Annotated in this window: 15 protein-coding genes; 10 read left to right on the forward strand and 5 right to left on the reverse strand. The window is 70.4% G+C overall.

All coding sequences use genetic code 11. The annotated features are described in order from the left end of the window. Together ACFPJ4_RS15335 and glgX are read right to left on the reverse strand one after the other, a co-directional pair. Complete coding sequence (locus ACFPJ4_RS15335; protein WP_386741360.1) at positions 1 to 561, reverse strand: DUF2510 domain-containing protein; 561 nt, start codon at positions 559 to 561, stop codon at positions 1 to 3. A 42-nt stretch (positions 562 to 603) separates the two neighbouring features. Then, positions 604 to 2,649: a glycogen debranching protein GlgX gene (glgX, locus tag ACFPJ4_RS15340; RefSeq protein ID WP_386741361.1), complete on the reverse strand. Its 2,046-nt coding sequence runs from the start codon at positions 2,647 to 2,649 to the stop codon at positions 604 to 606. A 50-nt stretch (positions 2,650 to 2,699) separates the two neighbouring features. On the opposite strand from glgX, the gene ACFPJ4_RS15345 reads away from it, so the two are divergent. Together ACFPJ4_RS15345 and mnmA are read left to right on the forward strand one after the other, a co-directional pair. Next, positions 2,700 to 3,884: a cysteine desulfurase family protein gene (locus ACFPJ4_RS15345; protein ID WP_386741362.1), complete on the forward strand. Its 1,185-nt coding sequence runs from the start codon at positions 2,700 to 2,702 to the stop codon at positions 3,882 to 3,884. A 66-nt stretch (positions 3,885 to 3,950) separates the two neighbouring features. Then, positions 3,951 to 5,087 carry a tRNA 2-thiouridine(34) synthase MnmA gene (gene mnmA / locus ACFPJ4_RS15350; RefSeq protein WP_386741363.1) on the forward strand — a complete coding sequence of 379 codons (1,137 nt, stop codon included), beginning with the start codon at positions 3,951 to 3,953 and terminating at the stop codon, positions 5,085 to 5,087. A gap of 60 nt (positions 5,088 to 5,147) precedes the next feature. On the opposite strand, the gene ACFPJ4_RS15355 is transcribed toward mnmA, so the two are convergent. Next, positions 5,148 to 5,819 (reverse strand): hypothetical protein, encoded by a 672-nt coding sequence (locus ACFPJ4_RS15355; RefSeq protein WP_386741364.1) that lies wholly within the window; start codon positions 5,817 to 5,819, stop codon positions 5,148 to 5,150. Between the two features lie 51 nt (positions 5,820 to 5,870). Here ACFPJ4_RS15355 and ligA point away from each other — a divergent pair, with 51 nt between their 5' ends. The 4 genes from ligA to gatA all read left to right on the forward strand — a co-directional run bounded on the left by ligA (position 5,871) and on the right by gatA (position 12,261). Next, positions 5,871 to 8,255, forward strand: coding sequence for an NAD-dependent DNA ligase LigA (gene ligA / locus ACFPJ4_RS15360; protein WP_386741365.1), 2,385 nt, complete (start codon positions 5,871 to 5,873; stop codon positions 8,253 to 8,255). A 527-nt stretch (positions 8,256 to 8,782) separates the two neighbouring features. Then, complete coding sequence (locus ACFPJ4_RS15365) at positions 8,783 to 10,246, forward strand: alpha/beta hydrolase (RefSeq protein WP_386741366.1); 1,464 nt, start codon at positions 8,783 to 8,785, stop codon at positions 10,244 to 10,246. A gap of 168 nt (positions 10,247 to 10,414) precedes the next feature. After that, positions 10,415 to 10,714: an Asp-tRNA(Asn)/Glu-tRNA(Gln) amidotransferase subunit GatC gene (gatC, locus tag ACFPJ4_RS15370; RefSeq protein WP_386741367.1), complete on the forward strand. Its 300-nt coding sequence runs from the start codon at positions 10,415 to 10,417 to the stop codon at positions 10,712 to 10,714. After that, the gene (gatA, locus tag ACFPJ4_RS15375) at positions 10,711 to 12,261 is read left to right on the forward strand and encodes an Asp-tRNA(Asn)/Glu-tRNA(Gln) amidotransferase subunit GatA (protein WP_386741369.1); all 1,551 of its coding nucleotides are present in this window, start codon (positions 10,711 to 10,713) and stop codon (positions 12,259 to 12,261) included. The genes gatC and gatA overlap by 4 nt, the downstream gene beginning before the upstream one ends. Before the next feature lie 109 nt (positions 12,262 to 12,370). On the opposite strand, the gene ACFPJ4_RS15380 is transcribed toward gatA, so the two are convergent. After that, positions 12,371 to 13,069: a GntR family transcriptional regulator gene (locus ACFPJ4_RS15380; RefSeq protein ID WP_386741370.1), complete on the reverse strand. Its 699-nt coding sequence runs from the start codon at positions 13,067 to 13,069 to the stop codon at positions 12,371 to 12,373. A 142-nt stretch (positions 13,070 to 13,211) separates the two neighbouring features. Between ACFPJ4_RS15380 and ACFPJ4_RS15385 the strand changes: the two genes are divergently transcribed. The 3 genes from ACFPJ4_RS15385 (at position 13,212) to ACFPJ4_RS15395 (ending at position 16,605) form a co-directional block, all read left to right on the forward strand. Next, positions 13,212 to 14,639: an MFS transporter gene (locus ACFPJ4_RS15385; protein WP_386741372.1), complete on the forward strand. Its 1,428-nt coding sequence runs from the start codon at positions 13,212 to 13,214 to the stop codon at positions 14,637 to 14,639. A gap of 128 nt (positions 14,640 to 14,767) precedes the next feature. Continuing rightward, positions 14,768 to 15,643 (forward strand): HpcH/HpaI aldolase family protein, encoded by an 876-nt coding sequence (locus tag ACFPJ4_RS15390; RefSeq protein WP_386741374.1) that lies wholly within the window; start codon positions 14,768 to 14,770, stop codon positions 15,641 to 15,643. Continuing rightward, positions 15,640 to 16,605, forward strand: coding sequence for a C-terminal binding protein (locus tag ACFPJ4_RS15395; protein WP_386741378.1), 966 nt, complete (start codon positions 15,640 to 15,642; stop codon positions 16,603 to 16,605). The genes ACFPJ4_RS15390 and ACFPJ4_RS15395 overlap by 4 nt, the downstream gene beginning before the upstream one ends. Before the next feature lie 53 nt (positions 16,606 to 16,658). Here the strand turns inward: ACFPJ4_RS15395 and ACFPJ4_RS15400 are convergent, their stop codons facing one another. After that, on the reverse strand, positions 16,659 to 18,017 hold the full coding sequence (locus ACFPJ4_RS15400) for an HNH endonuclease signature motif containing protein (protein ID WP_386741375.1): 1,359 nt from the start codon (positions 18,015 to 18,017) through the stop codon (positions 16,659 to 16,661). A gap of 265 nt (positions 18,018 to 18,282) precedes the next feature. On the opposite strand from ACFPJ4_RS15400, the gene gatB reads away from it, so the two are divergent. Next, positions 18,283 to 19,824, forward strand: coding sequence for an Asp-tRNA(Asn)/Glu-tRNA(Gln) amidotransferase subunit GatB (gene gatB / locus ACFPJ4_RS15405; RefSeq protein ID WP_386741376.1), 1,542 nt, complete (start codon positions 18,283 to 18,285; stop codon positions 19,822 to 19,824). The last annotated feature ends 126 nt before the right edge of the window (positions 19,825 to 19,950 follow it).

The following is a 19,950-nucleotide window of genomic DNA, read 5'->3' on the forward strand; positions in this document are numbered from 1 at the left end:
TCAGGCGTTGGTCGAGTAGCCGCCGCCGTCGAGCTGGGAGGCCCAGATCGACAACAGCACGATCCCCACGAAGAGGGCGATGGTCAGGAACGCGCAGATGAACCCGACCAGGATCCCCGCGATCGACAGGCCGCGACCGGTGGCGACCACGCCCTCGGCGGCGAGCTGCTTCGAGCGCTGCAATCCGACGATCGAGACGATGCCGCCGGCCAGGGTGTTGAGCAGGAACGGGAAGAGGATCCCGCTCATCGACAGGATGAACCCGACGAGCGCGGTCGTGTTGCGTGCGGTCGGCGCCGGGGCGTATGCGGGTGGACCGCCGGGCGCGGTGCCGAGGGTGTACCCGGGCGGTGCGGCGGGCGGGGCGCTCGCCGGCGCGGTCGCCCACGCCGGAGCCGGGGCCGGCGCAGCGGCGAAGTCGGGCGACGGCGGCGGAACCGGGGCGAACGCGGGTGCCGACGGCCGCCGATGCGGCGACCAGCTCGTCCCGTCCCACCAGCGGTCCTGACCGGCGAACTCGGGATCGGGGTACCAGCCGGCGACGGGAAGAGGATCGGACATGAGGAGATTTTAGTGGGCGCGACCGTGCCGAACGCGCCGCGCCTAGTGGGCGCGGAACAGCCGCATCGAGGTCGGCCCGACCTCGAGGTCCTCGCTCGGCACGTGCTCCGTCTCGACGCCGTGCAGGTCGTCGTGCGCGGAGTCCCAGAGCAGGGTGTATCCCGAGACGCCCTCGTGCTCCGGAAGGGTCACGGTGACGGTCGTCTCGAGCCCGTGCACCACGAGCAGGATGCGGTTGAACTCCTCGAACTCGGGGGTCGAGGCCGCCAGGAACTGCAGGGTGCGCTCGGCGGGGGAGTCCCAGTCCTCCTGCGACATCGACAGGCCCTGCTTGTTGTACCAGTCCATCTGGCTCGCGCTGGGCGTCGTCTCGCCGAAGCGCCCGTAGCGGACCGGGCGCAGGGCGGGATTCTCGCGGCGCAGCCGGATCAGCTGACGCACGACCGCCGCCAGCTCGCCCTGCCAGGGCTCGCGCTCCCAGCTGAGCCAGCTCAGCTCGTCGTCGTGGCAGTACGCGTTGTTGTTGCCGCGCTGGGTGCGGCCGAACTCGTCGCCCGCCGTCAGCATCGGGATGCCGGCGCTCAGCAGCAGGGTGCCGAGCAGGTTGCGCACGGCCTTGCGCCGCGTCGCGAGCACGACCGCATTCGGGGTGTCACCCTCCACGCCGTGGTTGAACGACTTGTTGTCGTTGGAGCCGTCGTGGTTGTTCTCGCCGTTGCCGATGTTGTGCTTGCGGTCGTACGACACGAGGTCGGCGGCCGTGAACCCGTCGTGCGCCGTGATGAAGTTGACGCTCGCGAGCGGGCCGCGCTCGAGTGAGAAGACGTGGTTCGATCCGGCCAGGCGGCGTGCCAGCGAGCCGATCCCCTCGCTGGGCAGGCCGGTGTCGCGGGCGGCCGCGATGTCGCGGAGCCAGAAGTTGCGCATCCGGTCGCGATAGCCGTCGTTCCACTCCGACCAGGGCTGCGGGAAGTTGCCGACCTGCCAGCCCCCCATCCCCACGTCCCAGGGCTCGGCGATGAGTTTGACGCCCTCGAGCTGCGGGTCGGCGGCGATCGCCGTGATGAGCGGATGCTGCGGATCGAACTCGGCCCCGGCATCCCTCGCCAGCGTGGCGGCCAGGTCGAAGCGGAAGCCGTCGACCTGCACCTCGTTCGCCCAGTAGCGCAGCGAGTCGAGCACGAGGCGCTGGGCGGCGGGCAGCGAGTAGTCGATCGTGTTGCCGCATCCGGTCGTGTCGAGGTAGCTGCCGTCCGGCAGATGACGGTAGTAGTGCGCGTCGTCGAGGCCGCGCAGCGAGCTGGTCGGGCCGCCGCGGCCCTCCTCGGCGGTGTGGTTGTAGACCACGTCGAGCACGACCTCGAGGCCCGCCTCGTGCAGCAGCCGCACCATGCCCTTGAACTCGCGCAGCACGGCGCCCGTTCCGCCGAACTGGGCGGCCCGGCTCGCGTAGCCGGCGTGCGGGGTGAAGAAGTTGAGCGTGTTGTAGCCCCAATAGTTGACGAGCCCCATTTTCTGCAGGCGCTGCTCGCTGACCGCCTGATGGATCGGCAGCAGCTCGATCGTCGTGACGCCGAGGTCTTTCAGGTACGCGATGGTCGACTCGTGGGCGAGGCCGGCGTAGGTTCCGCGCAGCTCTTCGGGCACCTCGGGGTTGAGCTTGGTGAGCCCCTTGACGTGCGCCTCGTAGATCACGGTGTGGTCGAGCGGGATGCCCGGCTTGCCGACTCCGCCCCAGTCGAACCAGCCGTCCTGCACGTAGCCGCGCCACTCGCCGTCGGGCGTGCGGGCCAGGCCCCGCGCGTAGGGGTCGAGCAGGTTGCGGCCGGGTTCGAAGGCGTGCATCGGACCGGTGGGCCCCTTGGCGCGGATCGCGTAGTAGGTGCCGGGTGACAGCGACCGCGTGGTCGCGCTCCAGACGTCGTACGCGTCCTTGCTGAGCGGGACGGTCTTCGAGACCCAGTTGGGGTCGCGGCCGTCGAAGATGCAGAGATCGATCGCGGTCGCGCTCGCGCTCCAGACCCGCAGCTCGCCGCCGCGGCTCGAGAGGTGCACCCCGAGGTTCCTCAGCGGGTCAGCGGGGGCCATGCGCTCTAGGTTAGGTCCTGCACGTGACGGCAATATTTCGGGAGGCGAGCGTGGCGATCTATCTGGATCACGCGGCGACCTCGCCGATGCGTCCCGAGGTGGTGGCCGCCTACACCGCGGCCCTGCCCCTGGTCGGCAACCCCTCGTCGATCCACGGGCAGGGGCAGGCCGCCCAGGAGCTGCTCGAACAGGGGCGCGACCGGGTCGCGGCCTCGCTCGGAGCCGACGGAGTCGAGGTCGTGCTGACCGCCGGGGGCACCGAGTCGGTGAACCTGGGGATCAAGGGGCTGTTCTGGGCCCGTGCCCCGCGTCGGCGCATCCTGGTCCCGCTCGCCGAGCACCACGCCACGATCGACTCGGTGGAGTGGCTCGCGGCACGGGAGGGCGCGGTGCTCGATTGGATCGAGGTCGACGAGCTCGGCCGCATCCGACTCGACGCCCTCGAAGCGGCCCTCGCGGTGGGCGGCGACGACGTCGCGCTGGTCACCGCGCTGTGGGCCAACAACGAGGTGGGGACCATCCAGCCCGTCGCCGAGATCGTCGCCGCCGCCGCGCGCTACGGGGTTCCCGTGCATCTGGACGCCATCGCCGCATACGGGCAACTGCCGATCGACTTCCACGCCGTCGGGGCGGCCGCGCTGAGCGTCTCGGCGCACAAGATCGGTGGACCGGTCGGAGTCGGTGCCCTGCTGCTCGCGCGCTCGGCGAGCATCGAGCCGCTGGTGCACGGCGGCAACCAGCAGCGCGCCCGCTCCGGAACGCAGGATGCCGCCGGCGCCTCGGCGTTCGGCGTCGCGGCCGAGCTGGCGACCGCGTGCCTGGTCGAGCATGCCGCCCACCTGGCCGAGCTGCGCGACCGGCTGGTGGACGGCATCCGGGCCTCGGTCGACGGCGCCGTGCTGCGCGGCGACCCCGACCCGGCCGGCCGGCTGCCGGGCAACGCGCACTTCACCTTCGCCGGGTGCGAGGGCGACTCGCTGCTGTTCCTGCTCGACGTCGCCGGCTTCTCGGTCTCGACCGGCTCGGCCTGCCAGGCGGGAGTGCCCGAGGCCTCGCACGTGCTGCTCGCGATGGGGGTGAGCGAGGCGGATGCCCGCGGCGCCCTGCGCTTCACCCTCGGCCCCGAGACCACGGCCGCCGAGGTCGATGCGCTGCTCGCGGTGCTGCCGGGGGTCGTCGAGCAGGCGCGCGGCGCGGGGCTCGCCGGGCGTTCGCCGACGCTCGGGCGCCAGTAGGGGCGGCGGCGCCCGCACCCGACGTCGCCCGACCTCGCCCGACGCGCCTCGCGTACCCTGGAACCCATGCGGGTACTTGCGGCGATGAGCGGCGGCGTCGACAGCGCCGTAGCCGCCGCGCGCGCGGTCGACGCCGGCCACGACGTCGTCGGGGTGCACCTCGCCCTGAACCGCAACCCGGGCACGCTGCGCACCGGAGCCCGTGGCTGCTGCACGATCGAGGATTCGATGGACGCGCGCCGCGCCGCGACCCGGCTCGGCATCCCGTTCTACGTCTGGGACTTCAGCGAGCGCTTCAAGGCCGACGTGATGGACGACTTCGTCGCCGAGTACGCCGCCGGCCGCACGCCCAACCCCTGCATGCGCTGCAACGAGCGCATCAAGTTCGCCGCCCTGCTCGAGAAGGCGCTCGCCCTCGGCTTCGACGCGGTCGCGACCGGCCACTACGCCGACATCGTCACGGTGACGGGCCGCGACGGCGCCGAGCACCGTGAGCTGCACCGCGCCGCCGACTGGGCCAAAGACCAGAGCTACGTGCTGGGTGTGCTGACCGGCGAGCAGCTCGCGCATGCCATGTTCCCGCTCGGGGCCACCCCGTCGAAGGCCGAGGTGAGAGCCGAGGCAGCGGCCCGCGGGCTGACGGTCGCGCAGAAGCCCGACAGCCACGACATCTGCTTCATCCCGGATGGCGACACCCGCGGCTTCCTGGCCGGCCGGGTCGGTGCCGTCGACGGCCCGATCGTCGACCGCGACGGGCGCCGCCTCGGCACCCACGCCGGAGCGGCCGCCTTCACGGTCGGGCAGCGCAAGGGGCTCAACATCGGCTTCCCGACGGACGATGGGCAGCCGCGCTTCGTGCTCGAGGTGCGCCCGGTGAGCAACGAGGTCGTCGTGGGGCCGCGCGAGGCGCTCGCGGTGACCGAGCTGGCCGGATCGCGGTACAGCTGGGCGGGTCTCGACCCGGTCGCGTCGGGCATCGCGGACGCCGCCGCCACCCCGTTCGCCTGCGAGGTGCAGGTGCGCGCCCACGCCGATCCGGTCGCGGCGACCGCCTCGCTGGTGGCCGGCGAACTCGTCATCTCGCTCGACGCCGCGCTGCTCGGCGTCGCCCCCGGCCAGACGGCGGTCCTCTACGTGGGTACCCGCGTGCTCGGCCAGTGCACGATCGATCGCACGGTCTCCGCCGTGCCGGCCCGCACCTAGCCGACCGGTCCCGGGCACGTCGCGCCGAGCGTCGCGCCAACCACCGCGCCAACCACCCCGCTAGTCCGCCCCGTCGGCGGCCGCGTCGATCGCCTCCTCGCACTCCTCGATCGCCTCCCGAGCCCAGCCCTGCTGCTCCTCGGTGCCGAACTCCTCGGCGTCGCGCAGGGCCTGCTCGAACTCCTGCAGGGCCGCGGTCAGTTCCCCGTCGCCGAACAGCGCCCACCCGCGGTTGTTGTGCAGCGAGACCCGCCAGCGCTGCGTGCGGCGGTCGGGCGCGGGATCCGCGTCGAGCACGGCGAGGGCCGCCGCGGTGTGGCGCTCCGACCGCGCGGCATCGGCGATGCCGAGCATGTGCAGGGCATCCACCCGCACGAATCCCGCCCAGGGTTGCGACCCGGCGGCCTCGGCGATCGCGGCCGCGTTCTCGAAGAACGCCACGGCCTCGTCGGGATGCCCTGCCGAGTTGCGCAGTCGCCCGCGCTCCAGCGCGACCCGGGCGCGGATCGCCGGAACGGGCGCGTCGACGTCCTCCAGCACGCGATCCGCCTCGTCGAAGCGCCCCTGCAAGCCCAGCGCCCGGGCGAGCTGGGTGCCGAGCACGGCGCGCGCGGTCTCGTCGTCGTCCGACCCCGAGCCGATGGCCGAGATCGCGCCCCGGAAGGCCGCTTCGCTCGCGATCGGATCGGTGAAATCCCAGAGCGCGTCCAACTGCTCCTGCGAAACGGTCATCCCCTCATCGTGGCCGATCCCGCGTCGGGGGTCGACCGTAAACTCGACCACATGGCGCGCGGGAGCAAGGCAGCGGACCCCATCGAACAGGTCCCCGAGACCACCGGCTCGGCGCTCGCCGCCGCCAAGGTCGAGGCCGACTCGCTGACCTCGCGCATCCTCGAGCTGCGCGAGGCGTACTACGAGCGCGACGCCCTGCTGGTCAGCGACGACGAATACGACCGCATGATGCGCCGGCTCGAAGAGCTCGAGCGCCTGTTCCCCGAGCTGCAGAGCCAGGACAGCCCCACCCAGACGGTCGGTGGCCGCGCCGAGACGACGCTCTTCGCCCCCGTGCGGCACGCCGAGCGGATGCTGAGCCTCGACAACGTCTTCAGCCGCGAGGAGTTCCTGGCGTGGGCCGCGAAGGTCGAGCGCGACGCCGGCCGCCGCGTCGACTACCTGTGCGAGCTCAAGATCGACGGGCTCGCCCTCAACCTGCGCTACGAGAACGGCGTGCTGGTGAGCGCGGCGACCCGCGGCGACGGGGTCGTCGGCGAAGACGTCACCGAGAACGTGCGGCTGATCGCGGCGATCCCGGCCCGGTTGGCCACGCCCACGCCGCCGCCGCTGGTCGAGGTGCGGGGTGAGGTGTTCTTCCCCGTGAAGGCCTTCGACGAGCTCAACGCCGCACAGGCGGCCGCGGGGGATCGGCTGTTCGCGAACGCGCGGAACGCGGCATCCGGATCGCTGCGTCAGAAAGAAGAGGGCAAGAGCGCCGACGCGCTGGCGCGCATGCACGACCGCATCCGTCGCCTGCAGCTGCTGGTGCACGGCATCGGCGCCTGGCCCGATCCGCGCGACGACGCCGGACAGCCGATCGCGAGCCAGTCGGCCACCTACGAGCTGCTGAGCAGCTGGGGTCTGCCGACCAGCCCGTACTACCGGGTCGTGCCGACCGCCGAGGCCGCCGCCGAGTTCATCGAGTACTACGGAGCCCACCGCGACGGGACCGCCGACGACCCGGTCTCGCACGAGATCGACGGCATCGTGGTCAAGGTCGACGAGCTGGCCCTGCACGAAGAGCTGGGCGCCACCAGCCGGGCGCCGCGCTGGGCGATCGCCTACAAGTACCCGCCCGAGCAGGTCAACACCAAGCTGCTCGACATCGTCGTCTCGATCGGCCGCACCGGCCGGGCCACCCCCTTCGCCGTGATGGAGAAGGTGCGGGTCGCGGGCAGCGAGGTGCGGCAGGCCACGCTGCACAACCAGGACGTCGTGAAGGCCAAGGGGGTGCTGATCGGCGACACCGTGGTGCTGCGCAAGGCCGGAGACGTGATCCCCGAGGTGCTCGGCCCGGTGGTCGAACTGCGTGACGGCACGGAACGCGAGTTCGTGATGCCCACCCGCTGTCCCGAGTGCGGAACGCTGCTGGCCCCCGCCAAAGAGGGCGACGTCGACCTGCGCTGCCCGAACGCCCGGGCCTGCCCGGCCCAGGTGCGCGGCCGGGTCGAGCACATCGCCGGCCGCGGCGCGCTCGACATCGAGGCGATCGGCGAGGTCGCAGCGGCGGCCCTGACCCAGCCGCTGTATCCTCCGACCCCGCCGCTGCCGACCGAGGCGGGTCTGTTCGAGCTGCGGCTGGAGGACATCTTCCCGATCGAGGTGGTCGTGCGCGATCACGAGACGGGCCTGGTCAAGCAGGTCGACGACGACGAGCCCGGGCGCCCCTTCACCACGCGCGACGGGGTGGTGCTGCGCGTGAAGGTCGACACCCCGTTCAAGCGCCAGCGCAAGAAGACGGGGGCGGCGGCCGACCCGGCGTTCGACCCGAGCCTGTCGGGCGCGGACTTCGCGGGGGATGCCGACTACGTCCCCTCGAAGACCGCGCACGAGGTGATCGCCAACATCGAGGCCTCGAAGCAGAAGGAGCTGTGGCGGTTCCTGGTCGCCCTGAGCATCCGGCACGTCGGGCCGGTCGCGGCGCGGGCGCTTGCGGGTTACTTCGGGTCGCTCGGCGCGATCCGTTCGGCCACCCGCGACGAACTGGCGGCGGTCGACGGGGTCGGAGGCATCATCGCGGATGCCGTGCTCGATTGGTTCGAGGTGGACTGGCATCGCGAGATCGTCGAGCGGTGGGCGGCGGCGGGGGTGCCGTGGTCGATTCCGGGGCACCCGGGGCCGGGCAACGCGGGCAGCGCCGAGGGGCCGCTCGCCGGGCTGACGGTGGTGGCGACGGGGTCGCTCGAGGGCTTCACGCGCGAGGGGGCGCTCGAGGCGATCATCCGCGCGGGGGGCAAGGCGGCATCCAGCGTCAGCAAGAAGACCGACTATGTCGCGGCCGGGCCGGGTGCCGGGTCGAAGCTGGCCAAGGCCGAGGAGCTCGGTGTGCGGATCATCGACGCGGCGCAGTTCGCGGCCCTGCTCGAGGGCGGACCGGCGGCGCTCGGCGACTGATCGGAGCCTCGGCGGCGGTCGGCTCGGTGCCGGTGCTGCGTCGCGATCGACGTCGCGATCGACATCGCGCTCGATATCGCGATCGACATCGCGCTCGATGTCGCGCTCAGGGGTCTGTTCGGCGTCCGGTCGGCATCCATTCGGGGGCGTCTCGGGAGCCATTCGGGACAGGCGACCGCCCTGTACCCCGCGCGGGGTACGAATACCCCCGCGCCGGTCGCATCCTGCGTATCGGGCAGCGCCGCCGTCGAGGTCCCGCAGCCGAGCGTGGCGGATCAGGGGTACACCTGGATGCCGGCGAAGGCCCTGATGACGGGGCTGCCGACACGCCAGGTCTACCCTCGAAGGCGTTACGTTGTCCCCCTTTCGGGTGACAATTGAGTTAAAACAGTGCCATTTTGAGTTTCCAACTCATTAAGTCCCCCATTTGGGGCGCATAACGACCTTAGAATGCGTTCGTGCAGCACTGAGCTTCGTCTGGGAGAGGTTCGGGGGCACGCTGGGCTAGGAGACAACCCGATTTGCTGGTGGACGTCACGGCAATTCTCTCCACCTCGTCGACACAGGGCACCGTCGACGAGGCCTTCAGCGTGTCTGCGTCGTGGCAGACCAGCATCGTGACGCCCGCCACGATGTCGCCCGAGCAGACGGCCTGGATGGCCGCCCTCGACAGCGTGTCCCGGGACTCCTCGGCCGCCACCCCGCCCGACCCGTTCATCGGACCGCAGCCGGTGACGGCGGCCGTCTCCCTTGAGCAGCTGCCGAAGCTGCGGGGCATTCAACTGCTCGACCAGTTGACCCTGCTGAGCGCCCCCCAGCTCAACGCGTTCGTCTCGAAGCACGCGGATGTCATCGCGGGTCTCCTCCAAACGCCTCCCTCCGCGAGCAAGGTCGCCGCGCTGTGGACGCAGACCTCGGCGGCACAGCACGCCGCCATGCTGTCGGGGGCGCCCGAGCTGGTCGGCGGGCTCGAGGGCTTTCCGTACTCGGCGCGCGACATGGCCAACCGGGTCAACCTGTCGACCGCCGAGCACGACATCCGCCAGCAGTTGAAAGCGGGGGTGGGCCGGGCCGCGAGCGACGAGCTGACCAAGCGACTGCACATGCTCGGCCAGGTGCGGAAGGCGCTCGACGTCGGCAGCTCCGGCAACCGGCGTGAGCTGGTGAGCCTCGACCCGACGGGGGAGGGCCGGGCCGTCATCGTGATCGGCAACGCCTCGACCGCGGACTACGTCGACTACCTGATCCCCGGGATGTTCTCGGACGTCGATACCCAGATCGTCGCGTTCGCCGACAGCTCCGACAACATCGCAACCGAGCAGCAGGCCTGGATCAAGCGGCTCAACCCCGGGGTGGCGTCCGACAAGCTGCCGACCGTGGCCACCTTCGCCTGGATCGGGTATCACACCCCGAACATCGTCAACGTGGCCTCGATGCAACTCGCGCGCGAGGGGCAGCAGTCGCTGACCGCGTCGATCGAGGGCCTGCGTGCCGAGCGCGCCGCCCGGGTCGTCGACGGCAAGCCCGGCGCGCAGCCCTATGTCGCGATCCTGGCGCACTCCTACGGCACGACCGCAGCCATGCTCTCGCTCGAGGAGGATGACGTCACGGTCGACGCTCTCGCGATCGTCGGTTCGCCCGGAAGCCCGGCGCGTTCGGTCAGCCAGCTCAAGGTCACCGGCGGAAACGTCTGGGTCGGTGCGGCACAGACCGACCCGGTGCCCCAGACCGGGATCTTCGGCAGCCAGCCGCTGTCGTCGTCGTTCGGGGCGCACCGCTTCGGGGTCGACGGGGCGACCGACCCGCTGACCGGCAAATCGATGCGTGATGCTCTCGGGCACAACGACTACTTCGTGACCGGCACCGAGTCGCTGCGCAACATGGTGCTGATCGGGATCGGTCGAGGCGACCTCGTGCTCGGTCAGGACGGCAAGTCGGCGCTGTCGATCGGCAAGGGGCGGGCTGTCGTCTCCTCGGGGCCCAGCGTCTGACGCGGTTCGCACTTGAGCCCGGGATGGAGGGCGGGCTGCTGGGTCGACGTGCGCTCTCCTAGACTGGAAAGCGCCGAGCGGCCTCAGCCGGGCGGCACCAGCCATCGCCCCACCGTTCCGCCGCAGCACCGCGCCGGGAACGCCCTCCTCACGTTCGGAGCCTCCGCCATGTCCGAGATCACGCCCGAGGTCGTGACCCATCTCGCGAGCCTCGCCCGCATCGCGCTCAGCGACGACGAGATCGCACGGCTCACCGGCGAGCTGGGTCACATCGTCGACTCGGTCGCGAAGGTCAGCGAGGTGGCGACGCCCGACGTCGTGGCCACCAGCCACCCGATCCCGCTCGGCACGGTGACCCGTCCCGACGTCCCGGGAGTCACACTGACGCCCGAGCAGGCGCTCTCGGGTGCCCCGGAACGCGACGGCGACCGCTTCAAGGTCTCGGCGATCCTGGGGGAGGAGCAGTGAGCGGGTCAACCGAGCTCATCCAGCTCTCCGCTGCAGAACTCGCGGCGAAGCTCGCGACGCGCGAGGTCTCGAGCGTCGAAGCCACCCAAGCGCACCTGGACCGCATCGCCGCCGTCGACGGCGACATCCACGCGTTCCTGCACCTCAACGTCGGTGCGCTCTCGACCGCCGCGCAGATCGACGCGGTCCGTGCAGCCGGAGGCGATGACGCCGCCGCCCTCTCGCCGTTGGCCGGTGTGCCCGTCGCGATCAAGGACGTGCTCTGCACGATCGACATGCCCTCGACCGCAGGGTCGCGCATCCTCGAAGGCTGGATTCCGCCCTACGACGCGACGGTCGTCGCCCGGATGCGCGCGGCCGGCCTGGTCCCGCTCGGCAAGACCAACATGGACGAGTTCGCGATGGGCTCGTCGACCGAGCACTCCGCGTACGGCAACACGCACAACCCCTGGGATCTGAGCCGGATCCCCGGCGGCTCCGGTGGAGGCTCGGCCGCCGCGGTGTCGGCGTTCGAGGCGCCGCTCGCGCTCGGCTCGGACACCGGCGGCAGCATCCGCCAGCCGGCCGCCGTGACCGGCTCGGTCGGCGTCAAGCCCACCTACGGTGGGGTGTCGCGCTACGGAGCGATCGCGCTGGCGTCGTCGCTCGACCAGGTCGGACCCGTGACGCGCACCGTGCTCGACGCCGGGCTGCTGCACGACGTGATCGGCGGGCACGACCCGCGCGACTCCACCAGCATCCCGGATGCCTGGCCCTCGTTCGCCGAGGCGGCGCGGCTCGGTCAGCGCGACGGTTCCGTTCGCGGGCTCAAGATCGGCGTGGTGCGTGAGCTCTCGCAGGAGGGCCAGGGCTTCCAGCCCGGCGTGCTGCAGCGGTTCCGCGAGTCACTCGCGCTGCTCGAGGCGCAGGGTGCCGAGATCGTCGAGGTCAGTGCGCCGAGCTTCGAGTACGCGATCGCGGCCTACTACCTGATCCTGCCGGCGGAGGCGTCGAGCAACCTTGCCAAGTTCGACTCGGTGCGGTTCGGGATGCGCGTGACGCCGATCGACCCGAAGACCGGGCTGCCCGGTGGCACGGTCGAGCAGGTGATGGCGGCGACCCGCGAGGCCGGGTTCGGCGACGAGGTGAAGCGTCGGGTCATCCTGGGCACCTATGCGTTGTCGGCCGGTTACTACGACGCCTACTACGGCAGTGCGCAGAAGGTGCGGACGCTGATCCAGCAGGACTTCGCGCGCGCCTTCTCGACGGCCGATGTGCTCGCGACACCCTCGGCGCCGACCACGGCGTTCAAGCTGGGCGAGAAGATCGACGATCCGCTGGCGATGTACCTGAACGACCTGACGACGATCCCGGCGAACCTGGCCGGGGTGCCGGGGATCTCGTTGCCGGCCGGTCTGGCTCCGGAGGACGGCTTGCCGGTCGGCATCCAGTTCATGGCGCCGGCCCGTGAGGACGCCCGGCTCTACACCGTGGGTGCGGCGCTCGAGCAGCTGCTGGTCGCGCAGTGGGGCGGTCCCTTGCTGACACAGGCGCCGACGCTGGGCTGAGGCGTTGGGCTGACACGTTGGGCTGATGCGTTGGGCTGATGCGTTGGGCTGACGCGCTGGGCCCGACGCGGGGTATCGGCCACGCGGCGCGTGAGGTGAGCGGGCGGCTCTACTTCTGAACCGGAGCCTCGGGGCGGCGTGGCGCGACCGTCAGCAACCCGGGCACGCTCATGCCGCTCAGCACGTGTTCCTCCCAGAGCCGGACGACCTCGTCGACCTGACCGGTGGCGATGGCGTCGCTCAGGGCATCCCGCAGGGTTACGTGGTTCTGAGCCAGCTGCCCGTCGGCGAAGTCGTGCTCGAATCCGCCCGCGATCAGCACCAGACGGATCTGGTCGGTGAGGTCGCCGAATCGCGAGCTCAGCCGCGGCATCCCCGCCAAGTCGACCACCGCGGCGTGGAAGGCGGCGTCGGCGGCAGCGAGCTCCACGTCATCGCCGGCCTGCCGGAGGCGCTCGATGGCGTCGTCCAGGGTGTCGAGGGGGCTGGAGTTCTTGACGATCATGCGCACCGCAAGCACTTCGTCAGCGGCGCGGAGGGCGGCCAGCTCCGGGACGTCCGCGACGGCGAGCCCCGAGATCCGGTAGGAGCGGTTGGTGGTCTTCTCGACCAGCCCGGACTGCTCGAGCAGACGCAGCGCCTCACGCACGGGGGAGCGGCTGATGCCCATCTGCTCGGCGAGAACCGAGTCGCGCAGGGGGTCGCCGGGCCGAAGCTCCCCGTTCAGGATCTGGCTGCGGATCTGCCGATGAGCCTGATCGACGAGCGACGCGGCACGGATCGGCTCGAACCCGCTCGCCGATGTCATAGCCATCCCTTAGTCATAGCCATCCCTCGATCGTAGCCGACTGAAGATTGTCGACAGTAGACAGAATGCAGTGCACGCTGATAGCGTCCTGCCCAACAGGTCCACGATGTGTGGACAGACATCTCTGAGCAAAGGAGCTCGCGTGTCCTCGACCACCCCCGCGACACCGCCGATCACGGCAGAAGGCCACTCGGCCGGACAGCCCACAGACGTGCCTCCCCCCAGCCCACCCCGCAAGCTGTCGGTGCGCACCACCGTCGCCGCCGGGTTCGGCACCGTGATCGAGTGGTACGACTATGGCCTCTACGGCATCGTCGCCGGTCTGGTGATCGCCCCGTTGTACTTTCCGCAGGCCACCGGTGCGGTGGGGCTGCTGGCGACCTTCGCCACCTTCGCCGTGGGCTTCGCAGCGCGTCCGATCGGCGGCATCGTGCTCGGCGCTCTCGCCGACCGCTGGGGTCGTCGCCCCGTGCTCATCCTGTCGATCGTGCTGATCGGCATCTCGACGACTCTCATCGGGCTGCTGCCACCGTTCGCGGTGATCGGCGTCTGGGCTCCCGCGCTGCTGGTCGTTCTGCGCATCACGCAGGGCTTCGGCGCCGGTGCCGAGTTGGCGGGCGCGATCACGATCCTCAACGAGAGCGCGATGCGCTCGCGCAAGGGCTACTTCTCGGCGTTCGCGATGTCCGCAGGGCTGGCGGGCAGCATCCTGTCCACCGTGCTGTTCACCATCATCAGCGCGAGTGTCAGTGCCGATGCGTTCAGTTCGTGGGGATGGCGCATCCCGTTCCTGCTGAGCGCGGTCCTGACCGTCATCGGGCTGCTGCTGCGTCGCGTCATGCCGGAGTCGCCCGAGTTCGAGCAGGTGCAGGAGGACCGGAAGAACGGTCTCGTGGCGCCCGCTCGTCGTAACCCGCTCGTCGCCGTCGGGCGGGCGATCAAAGCCAGCCCCCGCAACTGGATCGCCGGGTTCCTGTTGCCGTCGGGGCTCAACGTGACGGGCTTCGTGGCCCTCTCGTTCGGTATCTCGTACCTGACCAATCAGATCGGCCTGCAGCGTCCGCAGACTCTGACGGTGACCCTGGTCATGCTCGTGGTCGGGGCGCTGGTCTGCCTCCTCTTCGGTCGTCTTGCTGACCGGATCGGTGCCAAGAAGGTCATGTACATCGGCATCGTCGGCGGAATCGTGTTCGCCTATCCGTACTTCCTGCTGTTGGGGACGGGGAACTTCCCGGTCATCATCGTGGCGAGCGCTCTGATCTTCGCGTTCGCCTGGAGTGCCGGATCGGCTGCCCACACGGTGCTCATGCCCGCCCTGTTCAAGGCGGACTATCGTTCGGCCGGCCTGTTCTCGTCGCGTGAGCTGCAGGGAGCATTGATCGCCGGACCGGCGCCGTTGATCGCGACCGCCCTGGTGGCGGCGCTGGGCGGGCAACCGTGGCTCGTCGTGGCCTTGATCGTGGTGTCTCAGGTACTGAGCCTGATCGGGCTCGTGCTCGGACGCCCCTTCGTGTCGCAGTCCGAGATCGATGAGACTCCTGCGCTGCAGGGGGTGCGGGCGCGCTCGTAGTACTCGGCAGCCCGGGAGGCGAGGCCAGCCGGGCATTCGCACCAACCACCTGCGCATCCGCGCAGGCGACTGACAGGAAGTGAAGCATGCCGTTCCACCACCTTCGTTCACGCGTTCATGAGGGCGCGGTGATCGGGACCACGGTCGCGATCCCCTCGGCGATGGTCGTCGAGGCGCTCGGGGCATCTCCGTTCGCCGCGATCCTCATCGACGCGGAGCACACGCCGCTCTCGATCGACGGCTTGGAGCATCTGCTTCGAGCGGCGGATCTTGCGCCGATGGCCGCGCTCGTCCGCGTGCCCGAGGTCGGGTCGTACATCGCGCGCGTGCTCGACCTGGGCGCGGCGGGACTCGTCGTGCCTCGCATCGAGACGGCGGCGCAGGCAGCGGAGGTGGTGGAACGTGCGCGCTATGCGCCCGAGGGGCGCCGGGGCGCCGGTCCCGGGAGGGGGCAGGCGTACGGTGCCGAAATGGCGGGGTATGTCGCCGCGGCCAACGCCGAGATCCTGATCGCCATCCAGATCGAGACGGCGGCGGGCCATGCCGCGGCCGAGGAGATCCTTGCGGTGCCCGGCATCGATGCCGTGGTGATCGGACCATTCGATCTGGCGACCTCTCTCGGCACGACCGTCGGGTCGGCTCAGCACCGGGCTGCCGTGGCCGACATCTTCGCGGCGGCGGAACGTCACGGTGTCGCGAAGGGCGCTTTCGCCTTCGGAGTTCAGGATGTGGCCGACTATCTGACACTCGGGGCCACCCTGATCTTCGCCGGCATGGACATCTCATCGGTGATATCGGGGGCGCAGGCGACGTGGGACGAACTGGCGCCCTTGTTGGCGACGACGCCGGTCCTGTCGGGGAGGGCATCCGCCCTATCGCCATCGATGACGTCGACGCCATCGCCATCGCCGACGCCGACGCCATCGCCAACGCCGACGCCGTCGACGTCGACCTCGCCGTCGACCTCGCCGTCGTCTGCCACGTCGGGGACGGTGGCTCGATGAAGGTCGTCCTGACGAGCACCCTGATTCCGGTTGGCGCCGCCGACCTGGCGGTCTTCGATGGGCTGGGCGTCGACTTCGTGACGGTCGACGGCAACGATGGGCAGGCTCTGCTCGAGGGCACGCGCGACGCGGATGCGGTGATCGTGCTTGTGGAACACATCACCCGCGCCGTGATCGAGAACATGCTGCGCTGCCGCTCGATCACCCGTTTCGGCATCGGCGTCGACACCGTGGATGTGGAGTCGGCCACCGAGCATGGCATCTGGGTGACCAACGTGCCCGACGCCAACTTCCGCGAGGTCGCTGTTCACGCGATCGCCCTCGCGCTCGCCGTGTCGCGTCGGTTGCCGGCGCTGGATGATGGCGTGAGGCATCGTGGCTGGGCCTCGTCGTTCGCTCCGGGTGTGCACCGCCCCGACACCCAGGTGTTCGGGTTGCTGGGTCTTGGCCGAATCGGTCGCCGGGTCGCGGTGATGGCGAAGGCGATCGGCTACTCGGTGATCTGCTTCGATCCGATGATCACCTCCGCGGATGCCTCTTCGGTGGGGGCGGAGTTGGTGCCCCAGGGCGAGCTGCTCGCTCGGAGCGACGTGCTGTCGCTTCACGTTCCGTTGATCGATTCCACACGTAATGTCATCGACCGGGCGGCCCTGTCGGCGATGAAGGAGGGGGCGGTCCTCGTGAACGTCTCGCGCGGCGGGTTGATCGACGAGGAGGCCCTCGTGGATGCCCTCCGCAGCGGTCATCTCTTCGGGGCCGGTCTCGACGCGTTCGCGCATGAGCCGCTCGAGCCGGGGAGTGCGCTGCGGGAGCTGGACTCGGTGATCCTCACGCCTCACGCCGCGCACTGGAGCGAGGAGTCTTGGGATGAGACTCTCGCCAAGGTGCTCGCCGAGGCGGCGCGGGTCTTGCGTGGCCTGCCGCCGCGCTACCCCGTGAACCGGCCGCTCGAGCGCGCCTAGGGGGCGCCGGCTGCGCTCAGGGAGATGGTCCGGTGACCAGGTAGGCGCCGACACTAGGACACCGAGTCGATGAGCAGCCGACGCACGAGGCCCGTCTTGGGCGGGGCGAGGATCGGGGTCTGCGACGGGTCGAGGGATCGTGGCGGCACGAGGTGGTAGTCGGCGAGCTCGCGCGTGACACGCCATCCGTTGTCGTGGATCAGCAGGTGATGGTGCCGACAGAGGAGGATGCCGTCGGCGATGTCGGTCCGGCCCTGATCTCGGACCCACTCGTTGATGTGGTGGGCCTCGGTCCACGAGGGTGGGCGATCGCAGTCGGGGAACCGGCATCCACCGTCTCGGGCCGCCAACCCGATGCGCTGCCGCGGGGTGAATCGCCGCTGCTCGCGGCCGACGTTGACGACCTGGCCGGCGCTGTCGAAGTGGATCGGGACGGTGCCGCGATCGCAGATCTCGCGCTCGGCGGTGGCGATGCTCAATGGCGCGGTCTGGCCCTCGATGATGACGTGGCCTGCGCGCCGGGCGAGGTCGTGATCAGTCACCAGTACGCGCACGGCGGGGCGCTGGGCGCCGACCACCTCGGGCGCTGCGGTTGAGCCGATGCGGATCAGCTCGACGAAGGAGTCCACGGCGATCTGTTCGGTGGTGCGCTCGTCGCGAGCGAGTCGTTCGGCGCGGGCGATCTCGTCGGGGTCGACGAAGCGGGGCCCTCCACGGCGCGGTGAGGTGGCCGCGTCATAGGCGGACACCACGATCGCCGCCGATTCTGGGTCGAGGAGGCCGGAGAGCCGCGTCATCCCGTCGCCGACCGGCGTGAGGCGGAGGTAGCGCGCGTCGCGCAAGGCCCGCTCGCGGTCTTGAACGTGCTGCTCGTCGAGCTCCGCGCCGCATTCACGGGCGCGCGCGGCCAGCTTCTCGACTGTCAAGGCCGTCGCGTCGTGCACGAGGATCTCGGCTGCCGCGGCGATCGACTCCGTCGGAACCGACGCGTCGACCGAGCCGAGCCCGGCGCGGATGACGTCGGCGGCATCCAGGGTCAGGCGACCGTCGGCGACGGCTGAGCCGACGGCGTCGAGTGGTGTCGGCTCGGCCAGTGCCGACTCGACCAGGATCATTCCGACCCGCACCATCGTGTGCGCCTCACGCGCGCTCGCCCCGGTGACGTGCTGCACGAGCAGTTCGGGAGTGCGTGCACCGTGCCGCTGCGCAAGGCCTTCGCTGCCGAGTTCGCGGCGCGATCGGTGGGCGATCTCGGCCGCCACGGCCGCCGACGACGCATCGACGCGTCGGCGGATCTCGGCGAGGGAACGCTGAACGTCGAGCAGCTCGCGGTCGTCGAGCACGGCCACCGGGGGCACCGCGAAGGAGGCCGAGGGGTCGGCCAGCTTCGCGAACGCGGTGGGGAATGGCATGCATCGATTGTCTCAAGAATCGAAGATATGTTCTAGTGAATTTGATAACTCGTCAAAGTTCAGCCTGTGGAGGAGAGGACGAGAGGAGCGCGGACGGGACGAGGCGGACGGGAGGAGGCGGACGAGAGCAGCGCGGACGGGAGGAGCGCGGACGGGACGAGGCAGACGGGAGGAGCGCGGACGGGACGAGGCAGACGAGACGAGGCAGACGGGACGAGGCAGACGGGGCGAGGCGGGGCCCCCGCGCCATCCGTAGAATCGACGTATGGCCAAGCCCGCTCTCATGGACTACGACAAAGCGCTCGAACTCTTCGAGCCGGTGCTCGGCTTCGAGGTGCACGTCGAGCTCAGCACCGCGACGAAGATGTTCTCAGACGCCCCCAACCCGGCGGCCAAGCACGCCGACCAGAGCGTGGGGCCCAACACCCAGATCACCCCGGTCGACCTCGGCCTGCCCGGCGCACTCCCGGTCGTCAACGCCAAGGCCGTCGAATACGCGATCTCGCTCGGCCTCGCCCTGGGCTGTGAGATCGCTCCCAGCAGCCGCTTCGCGCGCAAGAACTACTTCTACCCCGACCTCGCCAAGGACTACCAGATCAGCCAGTTCGACGAGCCGATCGCCGGGGAGGGCAGCGTCGAGGTCGAGCTCAGCGACGGCAGCTTCTTCACCGTTCCGATCGAGCGCGCGCACATGGAGGAGGATGCCGGCAAGCTCACCCACGTCGGAGGCGCAACCGGCCGCATCCAGGGTGCCGAGTACTCGCTGGTGGACTACAACCGCGCCGGAGTCCCGCTGGTCGAGATCGTCACCAAGATGATCATGGGCGCCGAGCACCGCGCCCCCGAGGTGGCGAAGGCCTACGTGTCGACGATCCGCGACATCGTGCGCGCGCTCGACATCAGCGAGGCGCGCATGGAGCGCGGCAACCTGCGCTGCGACGCGAACGTGTCCCTGCGCCCGCGCACCGCCCCCGGCGAGCCGCCCGCCAAGCTCGGCACCCGCACCGAGACCAAGAACGTCAACTCCCTGCGCAGCGTTGAGCGCGCGGTGCGGTACGAGATCCAGCGTCAGGCGCAGATCCTCGCGGATGGGGGAACCATCACCCAAGAGACCCGCCACTGGCACGAGGACACGGGCACGACATCCCCGGGACGCGTCAAGAGCGACGCCGACGACTACCGCTACTTCCCCGAGCCAGACCTGCTGCCGATCGAGCCGAAGCCCGAGCTGATCGCCCGTCTCAAGGAGGCGCTGCCCGAGGCTCCCGCCGGCCGCCGTCGCCGGCTGCGCGAGGAGTGGGGCTTCACCGATCTGGAGTTCCAGGATGTCGTGAACTCCAACCTGCTCGTCGAGATCGCCGACACCGTGGCCGCGGGTGCGTCGCCGCAGGCCGCGCGCAAGTGGTGGACCGGCGAGATCGCCCGCCTCGCCAACGCCGCCGACGCCGAGCCGACGGCCCTGATCTCTCCGGATGACGTGGCCGAGATCGTCACGCTCGTCGAGAGCGGCGACCTCACCGACCGCCTCGCCCGCCAGGTGATCGAGGGCGTCATCGCCGGCGAGGGCACCCCCGGCGAGGTCGTCGCGAAGCGCGGACTCAAAGTGGTCTCGGATGACGGCGCGCTGATCGCCGCGATCGATGCGGCCCTCGCGCAGCAGCCCGACGTGCTCGAGAAGATCCGCGACGGCAAGGTGCAGGCCGCGGGAGCCGTGATCGGCGCCGTCATGAAGGCGATGGGCGGATCCGCGGATGCCGCCCGCGTGCGCGAGCTGGTGCTGGAGCGCGCGCAGGCGACCGAAGGCTAGCTAGCTGTAGTGCCCAGGGACGTTGTTTGATCTGGGTTTCGTGATGTGACGAGGACCTCCTCGGCAGAGTGGAGCTGCTACCACTTCGCTCTGACCCAAGGAGGTCCTCGTGTCTCACGGTAATGC

The organism is Lysinimonas soli, assembly GCF_042655435.1.
Lineage (GTDB): Bacteria > Actinomycetota > Actinomycetes > Actinomycetales > Microbacteriaceae > Lysinimonas > Lysinimonas soli.

Coding starts and splice junctions, on each gene's coding strand:
- mnmA (WP_386741363.1), top strand. CDS start 3,951: ATGCGGGTACTTGCGGCGATGAGCGGCGGCGTCGACAGCGCCGTAGCC.
- ACFPJ4_RS15395 (WP_386741378.1), top strand. CDS start 15,640: ATGAAGGTCGTCCTGACGAGCACCCTGATTCCGGTTGGCGCCGCCGAC.
- ACFPJ4_RS15335 (WP_386741360.1), bottom strand. CDS start 561: ATGTCCGATCCTCTTCCCGTCGCCGGCTGGTACCCCGATCCCGAGTTC.
- gatB (WP_386741376.1), top strand. CDS start 18,283: ATGGCCAAGCCCGCTCTCATGGACTACGACAAAGCGCTCGAACTCTTC.
- ACFPJ4_RS15380 (WP_386741370.1), bottom strand. CDS start 13,069: ATGACATCGGCGAGCGGGTTCGAGCCGATCCGTGCCGCGTCGCTCGTC.
- glgX (WP_386741361.1), bottom strand. CDS start 2,649: ATGGCCCCCGCTGACCCGCTGAGGAACCTCGGGGTGCACCTCTCGAGC.
- ligA (WP_386741365.1), top strand. CDS start 5,871: ATGGCGCGCGGGAGCAAGGCAGCGGACCCCATCGAACAGGTCCCCGAG.
- ACFPJ4_RS15355 (WP_386741364.1), bottom strand. CDS start 5,819: ATGACCGTTTCGCAGGAGCAGTTGGACGCGCTCTGGGATTTCACCGAT.
- gatC (WP_386741367.1), top strand. CDS start 10,415: ATGTCCGAGATCACGCCCGAGGTCGTGACCCATCTCGCGAGCCTCGCC.
- ACFPJ4_RS15400 (WP_386741375.1), bottom strand. CDS start 18,017: ATGCCATTCCCCACCGCGTTCGCGAAGCTGGCCGACCCCTCGGCCTCC.